At 68.9% G+C, this 18905-nt stretch carries 19 protein-coding genes; 10 read left to right on the top strand and 9 right to left on the bottom strand.

Translation table 11 applies throughout. The features are described 5' to 3' along the window. Positions 1 to 221 (bottom strand): hypothetical protein (locus A5709_RS20450; protein ID WP_156768112.1); only part of this gene is annotated, 221 nt, incomplete at its 3' end. A 155-nt stretch (positions 222 to 376) separates the two neighbouring features. Here A5709_RS20450 and A5709_RS20455 point away from each other — a divergent pair. Continuing rightward, entirely contained in the window at positions 377 to 814 is a 438-nt protein-coding gene (locus A5709_RS20455) for a DUF3349 domain-containing protein (protein ID WP_067945650.1), read from the top strand. Here the strand turns inward: A5709_RS20455 and A5709_RS20460 are convergent. Both A5709_RS20460 and A5709_RS20465 read right to left on the bottom strand, forming a co-directional pair. After that, entirely contained in the window at positions 809 to 1849 is a 1041-nt protein-coding gene (locus tag A5709_RS20460; protein ID WP_068121979.1) for an NAD(P)-dependent alcohol dehydrogenase, read from the bottom strand. The genes A5709_RS20455 and A5709_RS20460 overlap by 6 nt on opposite strands. Positions 1850 to 1968: 119 nt before the next feature. Continuing rightward, a complete protein-coding gene (locus A5709_RS20465; RefSeq protein ID WP_156768113.1) occupies positions 1969 to 3045 on the bottom strand; it encodes an iron-siderophore ABC transporter substrate-binding protein in 1077 nt (358 codons plus the stop codon). Positions 3046 to 3247: 202 nt separating this feature from the next. On the opposite strand from A5709_RS20465, the gene ctaD reads away from it, so the two are divergent. From ctaD to A5709_RS20505, 8 genes are read left to right on the top strand one after another with little or no spacing between them, the layout of a single operon-like run. Continuing rightward, positions 3248 to 5008 (top strand): cytochrome c oxidase subunit I, encoded by a 1761-nt coding sequence (gene ctaD / locus A5709_RS20470; RefSeq protein ID WP_067945728.1) that lies wholly within the window; start codon positions 3248 to 3250, stop codon positions 5006 to 5008. 14 nt (positions 5009 to 5022) lie between these two features. Further along, positions 5023 to 6261 carry a phosphoserine phosphatase SerB gene (gene serB, locus A5709_RS20475; protein WP_067945655.1) on the top strand — a complete coding sequence of 413 codons (1239 nt, stop codon included), beginning with the start codon at positions 5023 to 5025 and terminating at the stop codon, positions 6259 to 6261. Positions 6262 to 6287: 26 nt separating this feature from the next. Beyond that, the gene (locus A5709_RS20480) at positions 6288 to 7130 is read left to right on the top strand and encodes an ABC transporter ATP-binding protein (protein WP_068121985.1); all 843 of its coding nucleotides are present in this window, start codon (positions 6288 to 6290) and stop codon (positions 7128 to 7130) included. Then, positions 7127 to 7948 (top strand): NUDIX hydrolase, encoded by an 822-nt coding sequence (locus A5709_RS20485; RefSeq protein ID WP_068121987.1) that lies wholly within the window; start codon positions 7127 to 7129, stop codon positions 7946 to 7948. The genes A5709_RS20480 and A5709_RS20485 overlap by 4 nt, the downstream gene beginning before the upstream one ends. Beyond that, on the top strand, positions 7945 to 8709 hold the full coding sequence (locus A5709_RS20490; protein ID WP_067945730.1) for an enoyl-CoA hydratase: 765 nt from the start codon (positions 7945 to 7947) through the stop codon (positions 8707 to 8709). The genes A5709_RS20485 and A5709_RS20490 overlap by 4 nt, the downstream gene beginning before the upstream one ends. A gap of 10 nt (positions 8710 to 8719) precedes the next feature. Further along, the gene (locus A5709_RS20495) at positions 8720 to 9694 is read left to right on the top strand and encodes a class I SAM-dependent methyltransferase (protein WP_067945661.1); all 975 of its coding nucleotides are present in this window, start codon (positions 8720 to 8722) and stop codon (positions 9692 to 9694) included. After that, the gene (locus A5709_RS20500) at positions 9691 to 10893 is read left to right on the top strand and encodes a class I SAM-dependent methyltransferase (protein WP_197520207.1); all 1203 of its coding nucleotides are present in this window, start codon (positions 9691 to 9693) and stop codon (positions 10891 to 10893) included. Before A5709_RS20495 ends, A5709_RS20500 begins: the two co-directional genes overlap by 4 nt. Before the next feature lie 59 nt (positions 10894 to 10952). Then, positions 10953 to 11636, top strand: a complete 684-nt coding sequence (locus tag A5709_RS20505; RefSeq protein ID WP_068121989.1) for an esterase — start codon at positions 10953 to 10955, stop codon at positions 11634 to 11636. A gap of 11 nt (positions 11637 to 11647) precedes the next feature. Here the strand turns inward: A5709_RS20505 and A5709_RS20510 are convergent, their stop codons facing one another. Together A5709_RS20510 and A5709_RS20515 are read right to left on the bottom strand one after the other, a co-directional pair. Then, positions 11648 to 12037: a DUF6264 family protein gene (locus A5709_RS20510; RefSeq protein WP_068121992.1), complete on the bottom strand. Its 390-nt coding sequence runs from the start codon at positions 12035 to 12037 to the stop codon at positions 11648 to 11650. 18 nt (positions 12038 to 12055) lie between these two features. Next, positions 12056 to 13309, bottom strand: a complete 1254-nt coding sequence (locus A5709_RS20515; RefSeq protein WP_068122083.1) for a PQQ-binding-like beta-propeller repeat protein — start codon at positions 13307 to 13309, stop codon at positions 12056 to 12058. A 177-nt stretch (positions 13310 to 13486) separates the two neighbouring features. On the opposite strand from A5709_RS20515, the gene A5709_RS20520 reads away from it, so the two are divergent. Continuing rightward, entirely contained in the window at positions 13487 to 14224 is a 738-nt protein-coding gene (locus tag A5709_RS20520) for an acyltransferase (protein WP_046186342.1), read from the top strand. Between the two features lie 51 nt (positions 14225 to 14275). On the opposite strand, the gene A5709_RS20525 is transcribed toward A5709_RS20520, so the two are convergent. From A5709_RS20525 to A5709_RS20540, 4 genes are all read right to left on the bottom strand, one after another. Next, positions 14276 to 14827, bottom strand: coding sequence for a DUF4333 domain-containing protein (locus A5709_RS20525; RefSeq protein WP_067945667.1), 552 nt, complete (start codon positions 14825 to 14827; stop codon positions 14276 to 14278). Positions 14828 to 14960: 133 nt separating this feature from the next. After that, complete coding sequence (locus tag A5709_RS20530; RefSeq protein ID WP_068121995.1) at positions 14961 to 16289, bottom strand: deoxyribodipyrimidine photo-lyase; 1329 nt, start codon at positions 16287 to 16289, stop codon at positions 14961 to 14963. 15 nt (positions 16290 to 16304) lie between these two features. Next, positions 16305 to 16784 (bottom strand): TspO/MBR family protein, encoded by a 480-nt coding sequence (locus A5709_RS20535; RefSeq protein ID WP_067945671.1) that lies wholly within the window; start codon positions 16782 to 16784, stop codon positions 16305 to 16307. Continuing rightward, complete coding sequence (locus A5709_RS20540; protein ID WP_082974307.1) at positions 16781 to 18877, bottom strand: MMPL family transporter; 2097 nt, start codon at positions 18875 to 18877, stop codon at positions 16781 to 16783. The genes A5709_RS20535 and A5709_RS20540 overlap by 4 nt, the downstream gene beginning before the upstream one ends. Positions 18878 to 18905 lie beyond the last annotated feature (28 nt).

Genomic DNA, 18905 nt, shown 5'->3' on the forward strand with positions numbered 1-18905 from the left:
GGCCAGATTCGCGGCGGTCGACGCGATGGATGGGGTCGAGTTCGAGGGCTATGTGGCCGCCCGCCTGCGCCGCGCGGCCACTGACGGTTGGTTGACCAGCCGACCAGCACCTCGAGCAGCAGCATCACATAGAACGCCACCAGCCCCATCCCGGGGCTGCGGTCGAGGACGCCGACGAACAGCCCGCAGGCCAGCGGGAGGACGACGAGCGCCTTGAGCACGCCTCGATGGTAGGGACCGGCAACGACAAACTGGACCTTTACCGCGAGCGCCACGCCCGACCCCGACGTGTTCGGGCAATGAACGGCATGTGAATTGTGGGCACGGAGCGACGGCTCGCTAGCGCCGGTGATGCCCCTGCCCTGACACTGTTCTGGTGACGAAACCCGCATCCTCCGAGAAGGATCACCGCCACCATTTCTGCCGCTCAGTGATCCAGTGGCTGCAGGTCGGCTACCCGAACGGCGTCCCCGGCCCGGACCGCGTGCCGCTGATGGCATTGCTGCGCAGCACACCGCTGACCGAAGACCAGATCCGCGAGGTGGTGCGCCACATCACCGCGAAGGAAGGCTCTCCGGAGACGATCGATCACCCGATCGACCGCGACGAAATCGCGGAGTTCATCTCCGACATGACGCAGTTCGACGCCGGCAAGGAAAACATCATCCGGGTGGCCGCCACGCTGGCCGCGGCCGGATGGCCACTGGCCGGCATCGACGTCAGCGAGGTCGTTCCCGACGACGAGCACGCGGAGGCGGCCGAAGTCATCGCCCGCGACTGCGCGCCCGAAGAACCGTCAGAGGTCGCCTCATAGCTTCGAGATGTCGATGACGAAGCGGTAGCGAACGTCGCTCGCCAGGACGCGCTCGTAGGCCTCGTTGATGTAATCCGGTTCGATCAGCTCGATTTCGGGCGTCACGTCGTGTTCGGCGCAGAAGTCCAGCATCTCCTGGGTTTCGGCGATCCCGCCGATGTTCGACCCGGACAGGCTGCGCCGCGCCAGCGCCAGCGGGAACGCGCCCACCTCCATGGGGTGCTCGGGAATGCCCAACTCGACGAGGGTGCCGTCGACGTCGAGCAGGTTGAGGTAGTCGTTCAGTTTGAGGTTCGCCGAGACGGTGTTCAGGATCAGGTCGAAGCTGCCGCGCAACTTCTTGAAGGTGTCGGGGTCGGCGGTGGCGTAGTAGTGCCTGGCGCCCAGCCGCAGGCCGTCCTCCATCTTCTTCAGCGACTGCGACAGCACCGTCACCTCGGCGCCCATCGCCGCGCCCAGCTTGACGCCCATGTGCCCGAGGCCACCGAGGCCGATGATCGCGAGCCGCGTGCCCTCGCCGGCCTTCCAGTGGCGCAGCGGCGAGAACAGCGTGATGCCCGCGCACAGCAGAGGTGCCGCCTTGTCCAGCGGCAGCGAGTCGGGGATGCGCACCACGAAGTTCTCGTCGACGACGACACCCTGGCTGTAGCCACCCTGGGTGGACGTGCCGTCTTTGTCGATGGAGTTGTAGGTGAAGGTCGCGCCCGGCTTGCAGTACTGCTCGAGACCGGCCTTGCAACTGCTGCACTGGCCGCAGGAGTTCACCATGCAGCCCACACCGACATGGTCGCCGACCTTGTACTTGCTGACCTCGGAGCCGACCGCGGAGACGACGCCGGCGATCTCGTGGCCGGGCACCACCGGGTAATTCGGCGTGCCCCACTCGGCCTTGACGGTGTGGATGTCGGAGTGGCAGATCCCGGCGAACTTGATGTCGATCGCTACGTCGTGCGGGCCGGGGTCACGGCGCTCGATGGTGGTCTTGGTCAACGGTTCGGTCGCCGAGGTTGCGGCGTAAGCCGAAACAGTGCTCATGGATATATCCCTCTTCAATGTGGTCGCGTCTGCAAAAAGTTTAGCTAAGGTAATGGTCCCGGGCCACCGGAGGCCGCTCGGTATCACCTTAGGACCGCGGACACCCGCGCGCCCGCGCGCTAATTGATGGGGGCGTTGACCAGGCGGAGGTCGTCGACGATGCCGCGGGCCGCGACCAGGCCCTCGCCGGTCTGCCACAGCTCGTCGTTGACGACGTAGACGCGGTTGTCGTGGTTGGCGGACAGCTTGCGCCACGGGTTGCTGTCCAGCACGGTCGCGGCGCGCTGGGCGGCCGCCGGTGACGCACACGACACGTAGACGACGTCGGCGTCGGCGGCGGACAGGTCCGGGTTCTTGGCCAGGTCGTCGTCGGTGGCGCGGATCTCGATGTACGGCTTGTCGGTGAACCGTTGGGCCGCCGGTCGGTCCACCCCGACGGCGCCCAGGACGCTGGCCGGGAAGTTATTGGTGCCGTAGACACGGATCGTGTCGGTGGTCAGCTGCACGATGGACGCCTGAAAGTGGGACGCGTCATGCCTGGCGCCGACGTCGCTGGCCCGCTGCGAAAAGCCGTTGAGCAGCGCGTCCATCGCGGCCCCGCGCGCCGTCGCGGCGCCCACGCCGCGCAGGTTCTCTTCCCAGGCGGAACCGGGGGCGGCGGTGAACACCGTCGGGGCGATCGCGGCCAGCTGCGGATAGAGCTTGGGCGTCAACCCCTGCGAGCCCAGGATGAGGTCGGGATGGGTCGCCCCGATTGCGGCCAGGTCCGGGTTGCTGCGGGTCCCGACGCCGGGCACGCCGTGCACCGCGCTGCCCAGGTAGGCGGGCTGGCTCGACGATCCGTCCGGCAGCGCGGCGGCGACCACCCGCGATTGCAGCCCGAGCGCGCACAGGGCGTCGAGCTGATCGCCGGAGAGCACCACGATGCGCTGAGGCTCGGCGGGCACCTGCACCACGTCCGGGTTGACCCCGGCGGCGTTGTGGGCCTGCCGCGTCTTCGGTCCCGGATCGGCGGCCGCGGCATCCCGTGCACACGACTCGTCGGGGCGGCGGTCGTTTCCGAGCACGCCGACCCCGGCGATCTGGGTGGTCGGGGTGACCAGCGTCGGAGTTGGCGCCTTGGTTCCGGGCTTGCCGGATCCGCAGCCACTGCATGCGACGGCGACCGCCACCGCCAGCGCGGCGGCCGCGCGCAGGGACGCGGGTCGGGTCACGCCGAAAAGCACGCGTCAGACGCTAACACCCGCCGGCTCGCAGCCCGGCACTCCGAACCGACACGCCGCACCGCCGAGCCGTTTACGACAGTTTGTAGGACCAGCCCTGACGTCGGCATGATCGACGGTTAAGATTCATGTCAGCTCTGTTTTTGGGCCCCTGTCCTACTGTTTGGAGAAGCTGTTGACAGCCGAAGCGCCCCCCTTGGGAGAACTCGAGGCCGTTCGTCCGTACCCAGACCGGACCGGCCCCAAAGGGAACCTCGTCTACAAACTGATCACCACGACCGATCACAAGATGATCGGCATCATGTACACGGTCACCTGCTTCGTCTTCTTCTTCATCGGCGGACTGATGGCCCTGTTGATGCGCACCGAACTGGCCGCGCCGGGACTGCAGTTCCTGTCGAATGAGCAGTACAACCAGCTGTTCACGATGCACGGCACGATCATGCTGCTGCTGTACGCGACGCCGGTCGTGTTCGGGTTCGCCAACCTGGTGCTGCCGCTGCAGATCGGCGCTCCCGACGTGGCTTTCCCGCGGCTGAACGCCTTCTCGTTCTGGCTTTTCCTGTTCGGCGGTCTGACCGCGTCGGCCGGATTCATCGTCCCGGGCGGGGCCGCCGACTTCGGCTGGACGGCCTACACGCCGCTGTCCGACGCCGTCCACTCGCCCGGCGCCGGGGGAGACCTGTGGATCACGGGCCTGATCGTCGCCGGTCTGGGCACCATCCTGGGTGCAGTCAACATGATCACCACCGTGGTGTGCATGCGCGCGCCCGGCATGACGATGTTCCGGATGCCGATCTTCACCTGGAACATCCTCGTGACGTCGATCCTGATCCTGATCGCGTTCCCGATCCTGACCGCCGCGCTGTTCGGGCTGGCCGCCGATCGACATCTAGGGGCCCACGTCTACGACGCGGCCAACGGCGGGGTGCTGCTGTGGCAACACCTGTTCTGGTTCTTCGGCCATCCCGAGGTGTACATCATCGCCTTGCCGTTCTTCGGGATCATCACCGAGATCATCCCGGTGTTCTCCCGCAAGCCGGTCTTCGGTTACACGACCCTGGTTTACGCGACGCTGTCGATCGCCGCGTTGTCCGTCGCGGTGTGGGCGCACCACATGTTCGCCACCGGAGCCGTTCTGCTGCCGTTCTTTTCGTTCATGACGTATCTGATCGCGGTGCCCACCGGGATCAAGTTCTTCAACTGGATCGGCACGATGTGGAAGGGGCAACTCACTTTTGAGACCCCGATGCTGTTCTCGGTGGGCTTCCTGGTGACCTTCCTGCTGGGCGGCCTGACCGGCGTGATGCTGGCCAGCCCCCCGCTGGACTTCCACGTCACCGACACCTACTTCGTAGTCGCGCACTTCCACTACGTGCTGTTCGGCACGATCGTGTTCGCCACGTTCGCCGGCGTCTACTTCTGGTTCCCCAAGATGACGGGCCGGCTGCTCGACGAGCGGCTGGGCAAGCTGCACTTCTGGCTGACCTTCATCGGCTTCCACACCACCTTCCTGGTGCAGCACTGGCTCGGCGACATGGGCATGCCGCGCCGCTACGCCGACTACCTGCCCTCGGACGGCTTCCAGCCGTACAACGTCGCCTCGACGGTCGGCGCCTTCATCCTGGGCGCGTCGATGTTCCCGTTCGTCTGGAACGTGTTCAAGAGCTGGCGCTACGGCGAGGTGGTGACCGTCGACGACCCGTGGGGCTACGGCAACTCGCTGGAGTGGGCGACCAGTTGCCCGCCGCCGCGGCACAACTTCACCGAACTGCCCCGGATCCGTTCCGAGCGACCGGCTTTCGAGCTGCATTACCCGCACATGGTGGAGCGGCTGCGCGCCGAGGCGCACGTCGGACGCCACGCCACGGCTCTCGAATCGCCGAAGGGATTCGGTCCACGGACCGAGCCCGATCGCTCGACCCCTGAGCAGTAGCGGCTGAGTCGGGGGTGAGCACACCACCGAAGGTGTCGGTGTTGATCACCGTCACCGGAGTGGACCAACCGGGCGTCACCTCGGCCCTCTTCGAGGCGCTCTCCGGGCACGGCGTCGAGCTGCTCAACGTCGAACAGGTGGTGATTCGGCACCGACTGACCCTGGGCGTGCTGGTGTGTTGCCCCGCGGATGTCGCCGACGGCCCCGACTTGCGCCGTGACGTCGAGTCGGCCATCCGCGGGGTGGGCCTCGACGTCACCATCGAACACAGCGACGACGTGGAGATCATCCGGGAGCCGTCGACCCACACCATTTTCGTGCTGGGCCGGCCCATCACCGCCGGTGCGTTCGGCGAGGTGGCCCGGGCGGTGGCCGGCCTGGGGGTCAACATCGACCTCATCCGCGGCGTCTCCGACTACCCGGTTACCGGCCTCGAGCTCAGGGTCTCCGTGCCGCCGGGATCGGACGCCGCGCTCCGGACGGCCCTCAACCAGGTGTCCGCCGAGAAGCGTATCGACGTGGCCGTCGAGGACTACACCCTCGAGCGGCGGGCCAAGCGGCTGATCGTGTTCGACGTGGACTCGACGCTGGTACAGGGCGAGGTGATCGAGATGCTGGCCGCCCGGGCGGGCGCCGAAGGGAAGGTCGCCGCTATCACCGACGCGGCCATGCGGGGCGAGCTGGACTTCGCGCAGTCCCTCGAACAACGGGTGGCCACCCTGGCGGGCCTGCCCGCCACCGTGATCGACGAGGTCGCCAGTCAGTTGGAGCTCATGCCCGGCGCCCGGACCACGCTGCGGACGTTGCGGCGCTTGGGTTTTCACTGCGGTGTCGTGTCCGGCGGCTTCCGGGGGATCATCGAGCCGTTGGCCGAGGAGCTGATGCTGGACTACGTCGCCGCCAACGAGCTGGAGATCGTCGACGGCAAACTCACCGGGCGGGTCGCCGGCCCCATCGTCGACCGTGCCGGCAAGGCGGCGGCGCTGCGGGACTTCGCGGAGCGGGTCGGGGTCCCGATGGCGCAGACCGTGGCCGTCGGCGACGGCGCCAACGACATCGACATGCTGGCCGCGGCCGGGTTGGGGGTGGCGTTCAACGCCAAGCCGGCGTTGCGTGAGGTGGCCGACGCTTCGCTGAGCCACCCGTACCTGGACACGGTGCTCTTCCTGCTGGGCGTCACCCGCGGGGAAATCGAGGCCGCCGACGCGGTGGACGGCGAGGTCCGCAGGGTGGAGATCCCGCCCGACGCGTAGCGGCCCCGGTACGGCACGATGAGCGGGTGCCCGAAAACGGAAGTGAGGCAGCCGACCCCGATCTGCTGATCGACTTCAGGAACGTGTCGCTGCGGCGCGGCGGCCACACCCTCGTCGGGCCAGTGGATTGGGCGGTCGAACTCGACGAGCGCTGGGTCATCGTCGGCCCCAACGGGGCCGGCAAGACGTCGCTGCTGCGGATCGCCGCGGCGGCCGAGCACCCCTCGTCGGGGGTGGCCTTCGTGCTCGGCGAGCGGCTGGGCCGGGTCGACATGTCGGAGTTGCGCTCCCGGATCGGCCTCAGCTCCTCGGCCCTGGCGCAGCGGGTGCCCACCGACGAGGTCGTGCGCGACCTGGTGGTCTCGGCCGGCTACGCGGTGCTGGGCCGCTGGCGGGAGCGCTACGAGGACGTCGACTACCGCCGGGCCGTCGACATGCTGGAGAGCCTGGGCGCCGAGCACCTCGCGGACCGGAGCTACGGAACGCTGTCGGAAGGCGAGCGCAAGCGAGTGCTGATCGCCCGCGCTTTGATGACCGATCCGGAGCTGCTGCTGCTCGACGAACCGGCCGCCGGTCTGGACCTGGGTGGCCGCGAGGAGTTGGTGGCGCGGCTGGCCGACCTCGCGGCCGACCCCGACGCGCCCGCGCTGGTGCTGGTCACCCACCACGTCGAGGAGATTCCGCCCGGCTTCAGCCACTGCATGCTGTTGTCCGAAGGGACGGTGGTCGCCGCCGGGTTGCTCACCGACGTGCTGACCGCCGAGAACCTGTCCACCGCATTCGGGCAGTCGATAGCCCTCGATGTCGTCGACGGGCGCTACTTCGCCCGCCGCGTCCGCACCCGCGCAGCCCACCGGAGGCAGCTATGACGTCACCGACCGAAGAAGCCCCACTGGTGCCGCGGCCGGCGGCGACGGTGATGCTGGTCCGCGACGACCCGCGCGGTATCGCCGTCTTCCTGATGCGCCGGCACGCCAAGATGGAGTTCGCGGCCGGGACGATGGTTTTCCCCGGCGGTGGCGTCGATGACCGCGACCGCAACGCCGACATCGCGTGGGCCGGGCCGCCGCCACAGTGGTGGGCGCAGCGGTTCGGCATCGAGCCCGACCTGGCCGAAGCGCTGGTCTGCGCGGCTGCCCGGGAGACGTTCGAGGAGTCGGGGGTGCTGTTCGCGGGGCCGGCCGGCGACCCGGACGGGATCGTCGGCGACGCCTCGTTGTACGCCGACGCCCGCCGCGCGCTCGCCGACGGCACGTTGTCGTTCGCGGATTTCCTGCGCCGGGAGAACCTCGAGCTGCGTGCCGACCTGCTCCGGCCGTGGGCCAACTGGGTCACCCCCGAAGCCGAGCGCACGCGCCGCTATGACACCTACTTCTTTGTGGGCGCCCTGCCGCACGGGCAGCGGGCCGACGGCGAGAACACCGAATCCGACCGCGCCGGCTGGACCACGCCGCAGGCCGCCATCGACGACTTCTCCGCCGGCCGCTGTTTCCTGCTGCCGCCGACGTGGACCCAGCTGGATTCGCTGGCGGGGCGGACCGTCGCGGAAGTGCTGGCCGTCGAACGGCAAATCGTCACGGTGCAGCCGCACCTGGAGATCCAGGGCGACAACTGGGTCTTCGAGTTCTTCGATTCCGACCGCTACCACCAGGCACGCGAAGCCGGCGGGATGGGGTGGCGACATTGAGCGAGTTCGTCAGCACGGTGGTCAGCGACGGCTCGCAAGACGCCGGGCTCGCCATGCTGCTGCTGTCGCGGCCGCCGACGAACGCGATGACCCGCCAGCTCTACCGGGAGATCGTCGCCGCGGCCGCCGAGCTGGGGGAGCGCGACGACGTGGCCGCGGTCATCCTGTTCGGTGGCCACGAGATTTTCTCGGCCGGTGACGACATGCCCGAGCTGCGGACGCTGACCGGGCCGGAGGCCGAGACGGCGGCCGTGGCGCGGCAGCAGGCGATCGACGCCGTCGCGCGGATCCCGAAGCCGACCGTTGCCGCGATCACCGGGTACGCGCTGGGCGCCGGGCTCACGTTGGCCCTCGCCGCCGATTGGCGCGTCAGCGGTGACAACGTGAAATTCGGCGCGACCGAGGTCCTGGCCGGCCTCATCCCCGGCGGCGACGGCATGGCCCGGCTGACCCGCGCGGCCGGGGCGAGCAAGGCCAAGGAACTGGTGTTCAGCGGCCGGTTCTTCGACGCCGAGGAGGCGCTGGAGCTGGGCCTGATCGACGAGATGGTGGCCCCCGACGACGTCTACGACGCCGCCGCGGGGTGGGCGCGCCGCTTCCTCGACGGTCCGCGCCACGCGCTGGCCGCCGCGAAGGCCGGCATCAACGACGTGTTCGAGCTCAGTCCGGCCGATCGGGCCGCCGCCGAGCGGCGCCGCTACGTCGAAGTGTTCGCCGCTGGTGGCAGCGCTGAAGACGACTCCGAATCCGGCGCCCGTTAGGCTGCCCTGCATGACGACGAGTTCGACCGATGCCGTTCCGAACCCCCATGCCACCGCCGAGCAGGTGGAAGCGGCAAGGCACGACAGCAAGCTGGCCCAGGTGCTCTACCACGATTGGGAAGCCGAATCCTACGACGAGAAGTGGTCGATCTCTTACGACCAGCGCTGCGTGGACTACGCGCGCGACTGCTTCGACGCCGCCGTGCCCGACGAGGTGCAGCGCGAGCTGCCCTACGATCGGGCCCTCGAATTAGGCTGCGGCACCGGGTTTTTCCTGCTCAACCTGATCCAGTCCGGGGTCGCTCGCCGCGGATCGGTCACCGACCTTTCGCCCGGCATGGTCAAGGTCGCCACCCGAAACGGGCAGTCGCTGGGCCTGGACATCGACGGCCGGGTCGCCGACGCCGAAGGCATTCCCTACGAGGACAACACCTTCGACCTGGTCGTCGGGCACGCTGTGCTCCACCACATCCCCGACGTCGAACTGGCGCTGCGGGAGGTCGTTCGGGTGCTGCGGCCGGGCGGCCGGTTCGTGTTCGCCGGCGAGCCGACCACCGTCGGCGACACCTACGCCCGCACCTTGTCGACCCTGACCTGGCGGGTCGCCACCAACGTCACCAAGCTGCCCGGTCTGGACGGCTGGCGGCGACCGCAGGCCGAACTCGACGAATCCTCCCGCGCCGCGGCGCTGGAGGCCGTCGTCGACCTACACACCTTCACGCCGGACGGCCTGGAGCGGCTGGCCGTCGACGCCGGTGCGGCCGAAGTTCAAAGCGCCACAGTGGAATTCACCGCCGCGATGCTGGGCTGGCCACTGCGCACGTTCGAATGCGCGGTGCCGCCCGGGCGGCTCGGCTGGGGCTGGGCGAAGTTCGCGTTCACCAGCTGGAAGACATTGAGTTGGCTCGACGCCAACGTCATGCGCCACCTGGCCCCGAAGGGCTGGTTCTACAACGTGATGATCACCGGGGTCAAGCCCTCCTGAGTGACGGCCTCACGTTCGGCATCGGGGACGTCCGTTACCTGCGGTCGGAATCGGGTGCCGCGGCGCTGGCGGTGGTCGCCGAACTCGAGCTGACCGATGCCACCCGGATCGCCGATATCGCCTCGGCGCGCGCCCGGTTCGGCGACCGGGCGGCGGTGCTGGTGGAAACGACGTTGCTGCGGCGGCGCGCCGCCGAGAAATTCAGCGGACTGGGTCCCGAAATCCCGGTGTCAGAATGGCTTTTCACCGACGAGGCGCTGCAGCAGGCCACCGCGGCCCCGGTGGCTTTGCACCGCGCCGCGCGGCTCGCCGAGGCGGGAGTCGTCGTGCACGACGCGACCTGTTCGATCGGCACCGAGTTGGCCGCGCTGCACCGGCTCGGGGTCCGGTCGGTGGGCAGCGACCTCGATGCGGTGCGGCTGGCGATGGCCCGGCACAACCTGGGTGAGGCCGCCCACCTCTGCCGCGCCGACGCGCTGGTGCCGGTGACCCGCGACGCCGCCGTGCTGGTGGACCCGGCGCGGCGCGACAGCGGGCGGCGCCGCTTCCGCATCGACGACTACCGGCCGGGCCTTGGTGCCCTGATCGACACCTATCGGGATCGCAATCTCGTCGTAAAGTGTTCTCCCGGAATAGATTTCGACGAAGTCAGCCGGCTCGGTTTCGACGGCGAGATCGAGGTGACGTCCTATCGCGGCGCGGTGCGGGAAGCGTGCCTGTGGTCGCGCGGGCTGGCGCAGGGCGGTGTCCGCCGGCGGGCCAGCGTCCTCGACCGCGACGAGCAGATCACCGACACCGACCCGGACGACTGCCCGGTGGGGCCGGCCGGGCGATGGATAGTCGATCCCGACGGGGCGGTGGTCCGGGCGGGGCTGGTTCGCCACTACGCGGCGCGGCACGGGTTGTGGCAACTCGATCCCGACATCGCCTACCTGTCCGGGGATGTGCTGCCGGCGGCGGTCCGCGGCTTCGAGGTGCTCGAGCGGCTGGCGTTCGACGAGCGACGGCTCCGCCAGGCGTTGTCAGCGCTGGGCTGCGGGACGCTGGAGGTCCTGGTTCGCGGAGTGCGGGTCGACCCCGACGCCCTGCGGCGGCGGATGCGGCTGCGTGGCAGCCGGCCCCTGTCGGTGGTCATCACCCGCATCGGGTCGCGGGCCGCCGGTCGCGCGACGGCGTTCGTCTGCAGGCCCTCGCGGTAGGCTGGTGGGATCGCTCTTGGAGGCGCCAGCCCCGCCTAATCTGCAAGGACAATAGAAGGATGCGTTATCTGATAGCGGCCGTTGCGCTCGCGTCGGCGGCCCTGTTGGGCTGGCCGGCCGCCGCCGCCCCACCGTCGTGCGCCAGCCTCGGCGGCACCATGGAGGACGGCCAGATGTGCCGCGTGCGCGCCACCGGCCCCACCTACATGCTCAACATGGTGTTTCCCGCCGACTATCCCGACGAGCAGGCGCTGACCGACTACATCACGCAGAACCGGGACGGTTTCGTCAACGTCGCGCAGAGCTCCGGGTCGCGCGATCAGCCCTACCAATTCGAGGCGACCACCGAGCAGCGCAGCTCCGGTCAGCCGCCGCACAACACCCGCAGCGTGGTGCTCAAGCTCTTCCAGGACCTCGGCGGGTCGCACCCCTCCATCTGGTACAAGGCGTTCAACTACAACCTCGGGACGAAGCAGCCCATCACCTTCGACAACCTGTTCGCGCCGGGCACCAACCCGCTGGACAGCATCTTCCCGGTCGTGCAGCGTGACCTGGCACGCCAAACTCCTTTGGGCGCAACCATTTTGCCCTCGACCGGGCACGACCCGACGCACTACCAGAACTTTGCGATCACCGACGACCAACTGATCTTCTACTTCGCGCCCGGTGAGATGCTGCCGGCGTTTGCCGGGCCGGTCCAAGCCGAGGTGCCCCGCAACGCCATCCCGCCGCTGGCCCTCTGACACCGCTGGCGTCAGACCGGACCGGCCAGCGTCTCCATTGCCGCGGCGCCGGCCGCCAGCGCCACCTGCGCGAGGCACCCGAGCAGCGGGACGAAGAAGGCGGCGCGGCGCCGGGCGAGGCGGCGGATGGCGACCACCAGGGCGGCGACGAAGACGACGGCCCCGCCGCCGAGGCCTAAGAACATGGCGCGGTCGATCCACGCCGGGTCGCCGCACTTCCGGTAGCCGCACGGGTCGGTACCCATGACGAAGAGGCTCAGCACGCCGATGGTGACGGCGACCAGGAAGGCGTGGACGGCGAGCAGCACGATGGTCGCGGTGCGGTCCACCGCCAGGTTGCGCTCGCTTTTTCCGGAGTAGGAGGCGACAGCGCCCCGCGTCTCGTCGTCATCGGTGGCCATGGGGTCAGTATGGCCCGGTCATGCCGGCGCGAAACCGTACACCTGGCCGTCGCTGGTCGCGGCCACGACCCGGCGATCGGTGCCGACCGAGACCCCGACCGGATATCCGGTGGCCGCCGGAAGCGGGTAGCTGCCCTGGGTGTGACCATCGCCGGGATCGAAGACCAGCAGCGACATGCCGGGCGCGCCGTTCGCGGCCGGGGTGCTGGTGACCGTGTAGCCGACGCCGGCGCCCGCCAGGCTCGACGACGACAGCGGGACGACGTCGTCGCGGCGCCACGCCTGATCCGCGTGATCGCCCGCGTCCCTGAACGCCACCAGCCGGGTGTCGGGCCCGCCGCCCGCCACGATGAGTCCGCCGGGCGTGACGGCGGGCGGCGCCTGTGCCAGGAACCCCAGCGGCGCCGACCATTTCACTTTCCCGTCACCGGCGTGAAGTGCCCACAGTCGTTGGTCGCGGCCGTTGACGTAGACGGTCGACCCGTCGGCGGACAGCACGGGGCTGGCGATGACACCCTCCCCGACGGCGTCGCTGGTCCACTCCCGCGACAGCAGCGGCGTCTGCCCGGGGTGATACTTCAGCCCGATCAGCCCGGCGGCCGGGGCGCCCGGCTGCCAGACGCCCAGCACCGCCATCTGGCTGGCCGCCGAGAATGCGGGTGCGGCGGCCACCGGGCAACCCTGGCGGGCCGGCGCGCAGTCGGCCAACCCGCGCGTCGCGTCGGTGGGATCGACGCCGTCCACCAGATCCATCGGGCTGCCGGCCACCTCGCCACGGTGCGCCTCGAAGACCAGCACCTGGCCCAGGTGCGTCACCACGAGCAGCTGCCCGTGTCCCAGAAACCTTGGCGTCGCGGGCATTCCGATCACCGGCCGCCGCCACCGCGTCCACTGCGTGACCGGGAAGGACAGGAACGCGCCGGGCTGGCCGACGTAGAGGTTGTCGAACCCGTCGAAGAGGGGGCCCGCAAACCCGCCGCCCTGGAACAGCCGCACGCACCAGCGCTGCCGGCCGTTGTGGTCGTTCTCCCACTCCATCAGCGAACAGCCGGCCGGCGTCTGCGCGTTGAGGGCCAGGTAGCCGCGCGCGCTCAGCGCCGGGCCCGCGGCCAAGCCGCCCTTGACGGAGCGCGTCCACCCCAGCGCCAGCTTGGTGGCGCCGTTGGTGCCGGTGTAGCTGCTGTTGGCGGCGTCACCGTATTGCGCGGGCCAGCCGGCCGAGGCGGATGCCTCCACCCACGAGTCGGTGTTGGCGCAGCCGGCGAACCCCATGGTGATCCCGGCCGCCAGCAGCGCGGATGACCAACGCCGAAGCCCACGCAGCAGATGTCGGGCACGCACTTGGATTCCCCAGATCCTTTCCGCGGACGTCGGCATGGGCAGCGATCGAGTACAGGTGAGGGTAACCCGTGGAGATCTCGGCGCAATTGATCGCTAGGCTGTCCGGCCATGACGAGCATGTGGGGCGCGCCGGTTCATCGCCGCTGGCGTGGATCGAACCTGCGGGACCCGCGCCAGGCCAAGTTCCTCACGCTGGCGTCGCTGAAATGGGTGTTGCGCAACCGCGCCTACACGCCCTGGTACCTGGTGCGGTATTGGCGGCTGCTGAAGTTCAAGCTCGCCAACCCGCACATCATCACCCGAGGGATGGTCTTCCTGGGTAAGGACGTGGAGATCCACGCGACGCCCGAACTCGCGCAGCTGGAGATCGGTCGCTGGGTGCACATCGGCGACAAGAACACGATCCGTGCCCACGAGGGGTCGCTGCGGTTCGGCGACAAGGTGGTGCTGGGCCGTGACAACGTCATCAACGCCTACCTCGACATCGAACTCGGCGATTCGGTCCTGATGGCCGACTGGTGCTACGTCTGCGACTTCGACCACCGCATGGACAACATCAACCTGCCGATCAAGGATCAGGGCATCGTGAAGTCACCGGTGCGGATCGGGCCCGACACCTGGGTCGGGGTGAAGGTGACGGTGCTGCGCGGCACGGCCGTCGGCCGCGGCTGCGTGCTGGGCTCGCACGCGGTGGTCCGCGGTGTCATCCCCGACTACTCGATAGCGGTCGGCGCCCCGGCCAAGGTGGTCAAGAACCGCCAGCTCGCCTGGGAGAGCTCGGCCGCCCAGCGGGCGGAACTGGCCGCCGCGCTGGCCGACATCGAGCGCAAGAAGGCTGCCCGCTAGCCGGATGGCGGTGACCCGCAGCGCCCGGCTTCGCCGCGCTCGCGATCCCCGCTAGGCGGCCGGTTCGGCGTGGTCGTCGACCTTGAAATCGAAGTTGACGTCGCCGGCGTCGATGTTGGTGACGGTCACCGCTACGCCGTATTTGTCCTTGCCGTCGACGAGCTGGCACCGTAGCGTCGCGCCCTGCACGCCCTTCAAGTTGTCGGGGCAGGTGACCGCGTCCGGCCGTCGGCCCACCTGCTGGGTCAGCTTGTCGCTGATGATGCTGGCGACCTGGTTCCTGTCGACCGTCTCCGCCATGTCGAACTTGACGTCATTGCCGTTCACGCTCGTGACGGTCACGTTGACATTGAATGTCTGGTTCTTGACCTTCATCTCGCAATTGAGTTGCGCCCCAACCTTTGCCGGCAGATCGTTCGGGCAGGTCACCGAATCGGGTTTATTGCCCGCGGCATCGGTGAGCTTGGAGGTGATCTGGCCGGCAACGTCGCTCTTGCTGACCGTGTGCGACGAGCCCACGGAACACGAACAGGCGGTGACGCCTGCCAGCAATCCCGCTGCGGCACCGGAGGCCACCAACGTGCGAACGATGAAGTGTGTCATTAGTGCCTCCCGAGCGGCTTGACAACTGTGAATCGGCTGATAATTGCATGCCAGCTGGCTTCGGGGCAGGCGAATGAGCAAACGTTCACGCGGGCGACAATTCGTTGCTGGGCGAGGTGCGTCGGCTGGTGGCTCAGATGCTCTGGTAGCGCCGCAGCGCTTCGGCGCGCTCGGCGCCGTGGTCGACGATCGGGGCGGGGTAGTCGGCCGGCCGCTCGCCCTTGCGCAGGTGCGCGTCGTCGACCGAGCGCAGCTCGGGCACCCAGCGCCGGACGTACTCCCCGGACGGGTCGAACTTTTCGCCCTGGGTGGTCGGGTTGAACACCCGAAAGTACGGCGCGGCATCGGTACCGCAGCCCGCGCACCACTGCCACCCATGCTGGTTGTTCGCCATGTCACCGTCGACGAGCTGATCCAGGAACCACTCGGCGCCCCATTGCCAGGGCAGGTGCAGGTCTTTGACCAAGAACGATGCGACGATCATCCGCACCCGGTTGTGCATGAACCCCGTCTCGCGCAGTTGACGCATCCCCGCGTCCACCATCGGGAAGCCGGTTTCGCCGGCCTTCCACGACTCGAAGCGGCGTTTCGCGTCGGAACCCGTGTCGGTACGGATGCCGTCGAACTGGCTGTTCCAATTGCGCCAGGCGCTGGCCGGCCGGTGATGCAGCACATCGGCGTAGAAGTCGCGGAATGCCAACTCGCGCAGATAAGCCCGGGCCCCGTCGTGACGGAGGTCGAGATCGGCGACCAGGGTCCGGGGATGGATGCTGCCGAACTTCAGGTGCGCCGACATCCGGCTGGTGCCGTGCATATCGGGCCGGTTACGTTCCTCGGCATAGCGCTGTAAGCCGTTGTCCACGAACGACTTCCACTGCTTGCGGCCCGCGGCCTCGCCGGCGGCGACGTCGAGTTCGGCGCCGGGATCTGGGATTTCGGCTTGCTCGAACGGCAGCTGCGCCGGATCGAGCCAGCGCGCCGAACCGGCGCTCGATTTCGCCGGTGCCCGCCACCCGGACTCGCGCCACTGGCGCAGAAACGGGGTGAACACCTGGTAGGGGGTGCCGTCCTTCTTGGTGACCCGGCCCGGTGACACCAGGTACGGCGATCCCGTGGCCACCAGGGGAACGGAATCCAATGCGGCACGCACCTTTTCGTCACGGCGCTTGCCGTACGGCGCGAAATCCTCGGAGATGTGCACGGCCGACGCACCGACCTCCCCGGCGATGCGCGGGATCACGTCGTCGGGCCGGCCGCGGGTCACCAGTAACCGGCCATCCAGGTCGTCACGCAACTGTCGCAGCGAGTCACCCAGGAACTGGAGGCGGCGCCGGCCGGAGGAAGCCTCGAGCTTCGGATCGAGCACGAAACAGGCGAGCACTTCTCCGGCGCCGGCCGCGGCATTCAGCGCCGGATGGTCACCCAACCGTAGGTCGCGGCGAAACCACAAGAGGGTCGGCATGGTCCGATGATTTCCTCAGCGGTTCAGCCGCCAAACATGGGTGGCCAGGACCGTCGCGAAGGAGCACCACAGCGGATACGCCGACAGGGCCAGTCCGGCCCGCGGGTCGGCTTGCGCCGTCCGACGCGTGAGGTCGACGCTGCTGGCCGTCAGCGCGGCGGCACCGACCGCGGAGGCGCCGAGTTTGTGGAAACGGAAGAAGAGCCAGCTCCATGCGGCGTTGAGAACAAGATTGAGCCCGAGTGCCGCGGTGTAGCGGCGCGCCTTGTCGTATTGTCCCGCCGCGCGAAACCGGTCGATGGCCACCGCGGACGTGACCGCGATGTCGCCATAAAGGGTGGTCCACGCCACCGGGAAGGCGGCGTTGGGGGGCTGGTAGGGCGGCTTGCGCAGCCGTGCGTACCAGGCGGGAACGGCCTTGGCGCTCGCGATGCTTCCGGATCCGCCGGCGACGGCCACGGCGAGGCTCGTCGCGGCCAGGGTTGACTTGTTCACTTGGCGCTCCGTTCGTGTTGATATTCGGCTTGTGCTGCAACGGTGTTGGCGGGTTTCGGTACGGCGGGCCACCAGATACGGTCGCCGATGACGGCGAACAGCGCGGGGATGACCAGTGTGCGGACCACGAAGGTGTCCAGCAGGATGCCCAGGCCGACAATGATTCCCAGCTGGGTGAGCACGATCAGCGGCAACACGCCCAGCACGCAGAAGACGGCGGCCAACACGATTCCCGCACTGGTGATGACGCCGCCAGTGGCCGACACCGCCGCGACCATCCCCGCCCGTGCCCCGCGCTGCGCGGACTCCTCGCGCGCCCGGGTGACCAGAAAGATGGTGTAGTCCACCCCGAGGGCGGCCAGAAAGAGAAAGGCGAACAGCGGCGTGCTGTTGTCCAGCGCCGGAAAGCCGAACACGTGGCTGCTGGCCCATCCGCCAAGGCCTAATGCGGCCAGTGCCCCGAGAATCGTCGCCGCGAGCAGTGTGGGCGGCGCGAGTACGGATCGCAGCAGGACATAGAGCACGACGAGGATGACCGCAAGAATCGCCGGGATCAGCCGATGCCGGTCGTGGGTTGCCGCGTTGCGGACGTCGAGTGCCTGCGCATCCGCTCCGCCCACCAGCGCCGCAGGGTCGGCGGACTTGGTCGTATCACGCAGCGCGGCAATGGTATTGAACGCCCGATCGGTGGCTGGCGGCGCATCGATCACCACCGACCACTTAGTCAGCCCGGACGCCGAGTGGCCCGAATCGGTCGCCGAGATCACGCCGGGGGTCGCCTTGATGGCCTGCGGCACCCGCGAATCGGTGGGGGCGACCACGAGCGTCGGGCTGGCCAGGCCGGCCGGAAAATGCGCGGCCACAATGTCGTAACCGGTCACCGAATCCGCGTCAACCCGGAACTGCTCGGTCTGCGACAAACCGATGCGCGTGCCCAGTAGGCCGGTGGCAAGGGCCGCCAGACCGGCGACCGCGACCGCCGCGACCAGCGCCGGACGCCGATTCACCCACTCCCCGATGCGATGCCAGGCACCGGAATCCGTGGTCGGGTGGTCCTCGGGGTGGGGAATGAACGGCCAGAACAATCGACGGCCACACAGTCCCAGCAGCGGTGGCAGTATCACCAGGGCCGACACCGCGGCGACCACGAGTCCGCACGCCGCGAGCGCGCCCAGGCTGCGTGTGCTCGGCGTCGAGGCGAACAGCAAGGTGAGCAACGCCAGCACCACGGTGGCATTGCTGGCGACGATCGCGGGCCCGGCCATCCGCACCGCGCGACGCAGGGCCTCTCGGTGTTCGCTCGTGTGCCGAAGCTCCTGCCGATAGCGCGAAATCAACAGCAGCGCGTAGTTGGTGCCCGCACCGAACACCAGGACACTGGTAATTCCGGAGGTCGCCCCGTCGAAGCTCAGCCCGGTCAGCGACGCCACCGCCGTACCCACCGCCGCCGCGACCCGGTCGGCGAACCCGACCACCACCAGCGGCAGCAGCCATAGCACCGGGGAGCGATAGGTGGCGATCAGCAGGAGGGCCACCACCGAGGCCGTCACCGCGAGCAGGGTGATGTTGGCGTTGGTGAACGCGCCGGCGATGTCGGCGCCGAACGCCGGGCCGCCCGTGACGTGTGCCTGCAGCTCCGTCGGCAGGCCGGTGGAGGCGGCTTTGCGCAGGTTGGCGACCGTGTCGCTCAGGGTGAGGCCCGACAGATCGGCGCTGACCGGCACCACCCCGATGGCCGCCTTGCCGTCGGCCGACACCTGCGCCGGTGCCGCCGCCGCGGCGACGTCCGGCCGTACGGCGGCCTGCATGCGGTCGCGCGCCGCCTGTGCGGCGGTGACGTCGGCGGGAGTGAGCGCGGCACCGTCGGTGCGGCTGACGACCATGATCAATGGAACGCGGTCCCCGCCGGGAAACTGGCGAGCCAGGGCGTCGACCCTGGCGGAATCGGAAGCCGTCGGCACAGACAACGGCGCCTGGCCCGCCGCCGCATTCGCGCCGACGATCACCATGAAACCGATGCCGAGCAGCAGGGCAGCCAGCGCGAACAGCCACGATCGCCGCCCCGTCAGGGCCGCGGCCAAGCCATCCCACATCACAAAGAGAAGTCTTTCAGTATGTTAA

The organism is Mycobacterium sp. E1386 (assembly GCF_001672745.1).
Classification (GTDB): Bacteria; Actinomycetota; Actinomycetes; order Mycobacteriales; family Mycobacteriaceae; genus Mycobacterium.

Bases quoted from the DNA above. Each gene is read 5' to 3' on its own strand.
- A5709_RS20515 (WP_068122083.1), bottom strand. From the start codon at position 13,309: ATGGGGTTCGCCGGCTGCGCCAACACCGACTCGTGGGTGGAGGCATCC.
- A5709_RS20540 (WP_082974307.1), bottom strand. From the start codon at position 18,877: ATGTGGGATGGCTTGGCCGCGGCCCTGACGGGGCGGCGATCGTGGCTG.
- A5709_RS20460 (WP_068121979.1), bottom strand. From the start codon at position 1,849: ATGAGCACTGTTTCGGCTTACGCCGCAACCTCGGCGACCGAACCGTTG.
- A5709_RS20510 (WP_068121992.1), bottom strand. From the start codon at position 12,037: ATGGCCACCGATGACGACGAGACGCGGGGCGCTGTCGCCTCCTACTCC.
- A5709_RS20525 (WP_067945667.1), bottom strand. From the start codon at position 14,827: ATGACACACTTCATCGTTCGCACGTTGGTGGCCTCCGGTGCCGCAGCG.
- A5709_RS20505 (WP_068121989.1), top strand. From the start codon at position 10,953: ATGCGTTATCTGATAGCGGCCGTTGCGCTCGCGTCGGCGGCCCTGTTG.
- A5709_RS20520 (WP_046186342.1), top strand. From the start codon at position 13,487: ATGACGAGCATGTGGGGCGCGCCGGTTCATCGCCGCTGGCGTGGATCG.
- A5709_RS20495 (WP_067945661.1), top strand. From the start codon at position 8,720: ATGACGACGAGTTCGACCGATGCCGTTCCGAACCCCCATGCCACCGCC.
- A5709_RS20530 (WP_068121995.1), bottom strand. From the start codon at position 16,289: ATGCCGACCCTCTTGTGGTTTCGCCGCGACCTACGGTTGGGTGACCAT.
- A5709_RS20485 (WP_068121987.1), top strand. From the start codon at position 7,127: ATGACGTCACCGACCGAAGAAGCCCCACTGGTGCCGCGGCCGGCGGCG.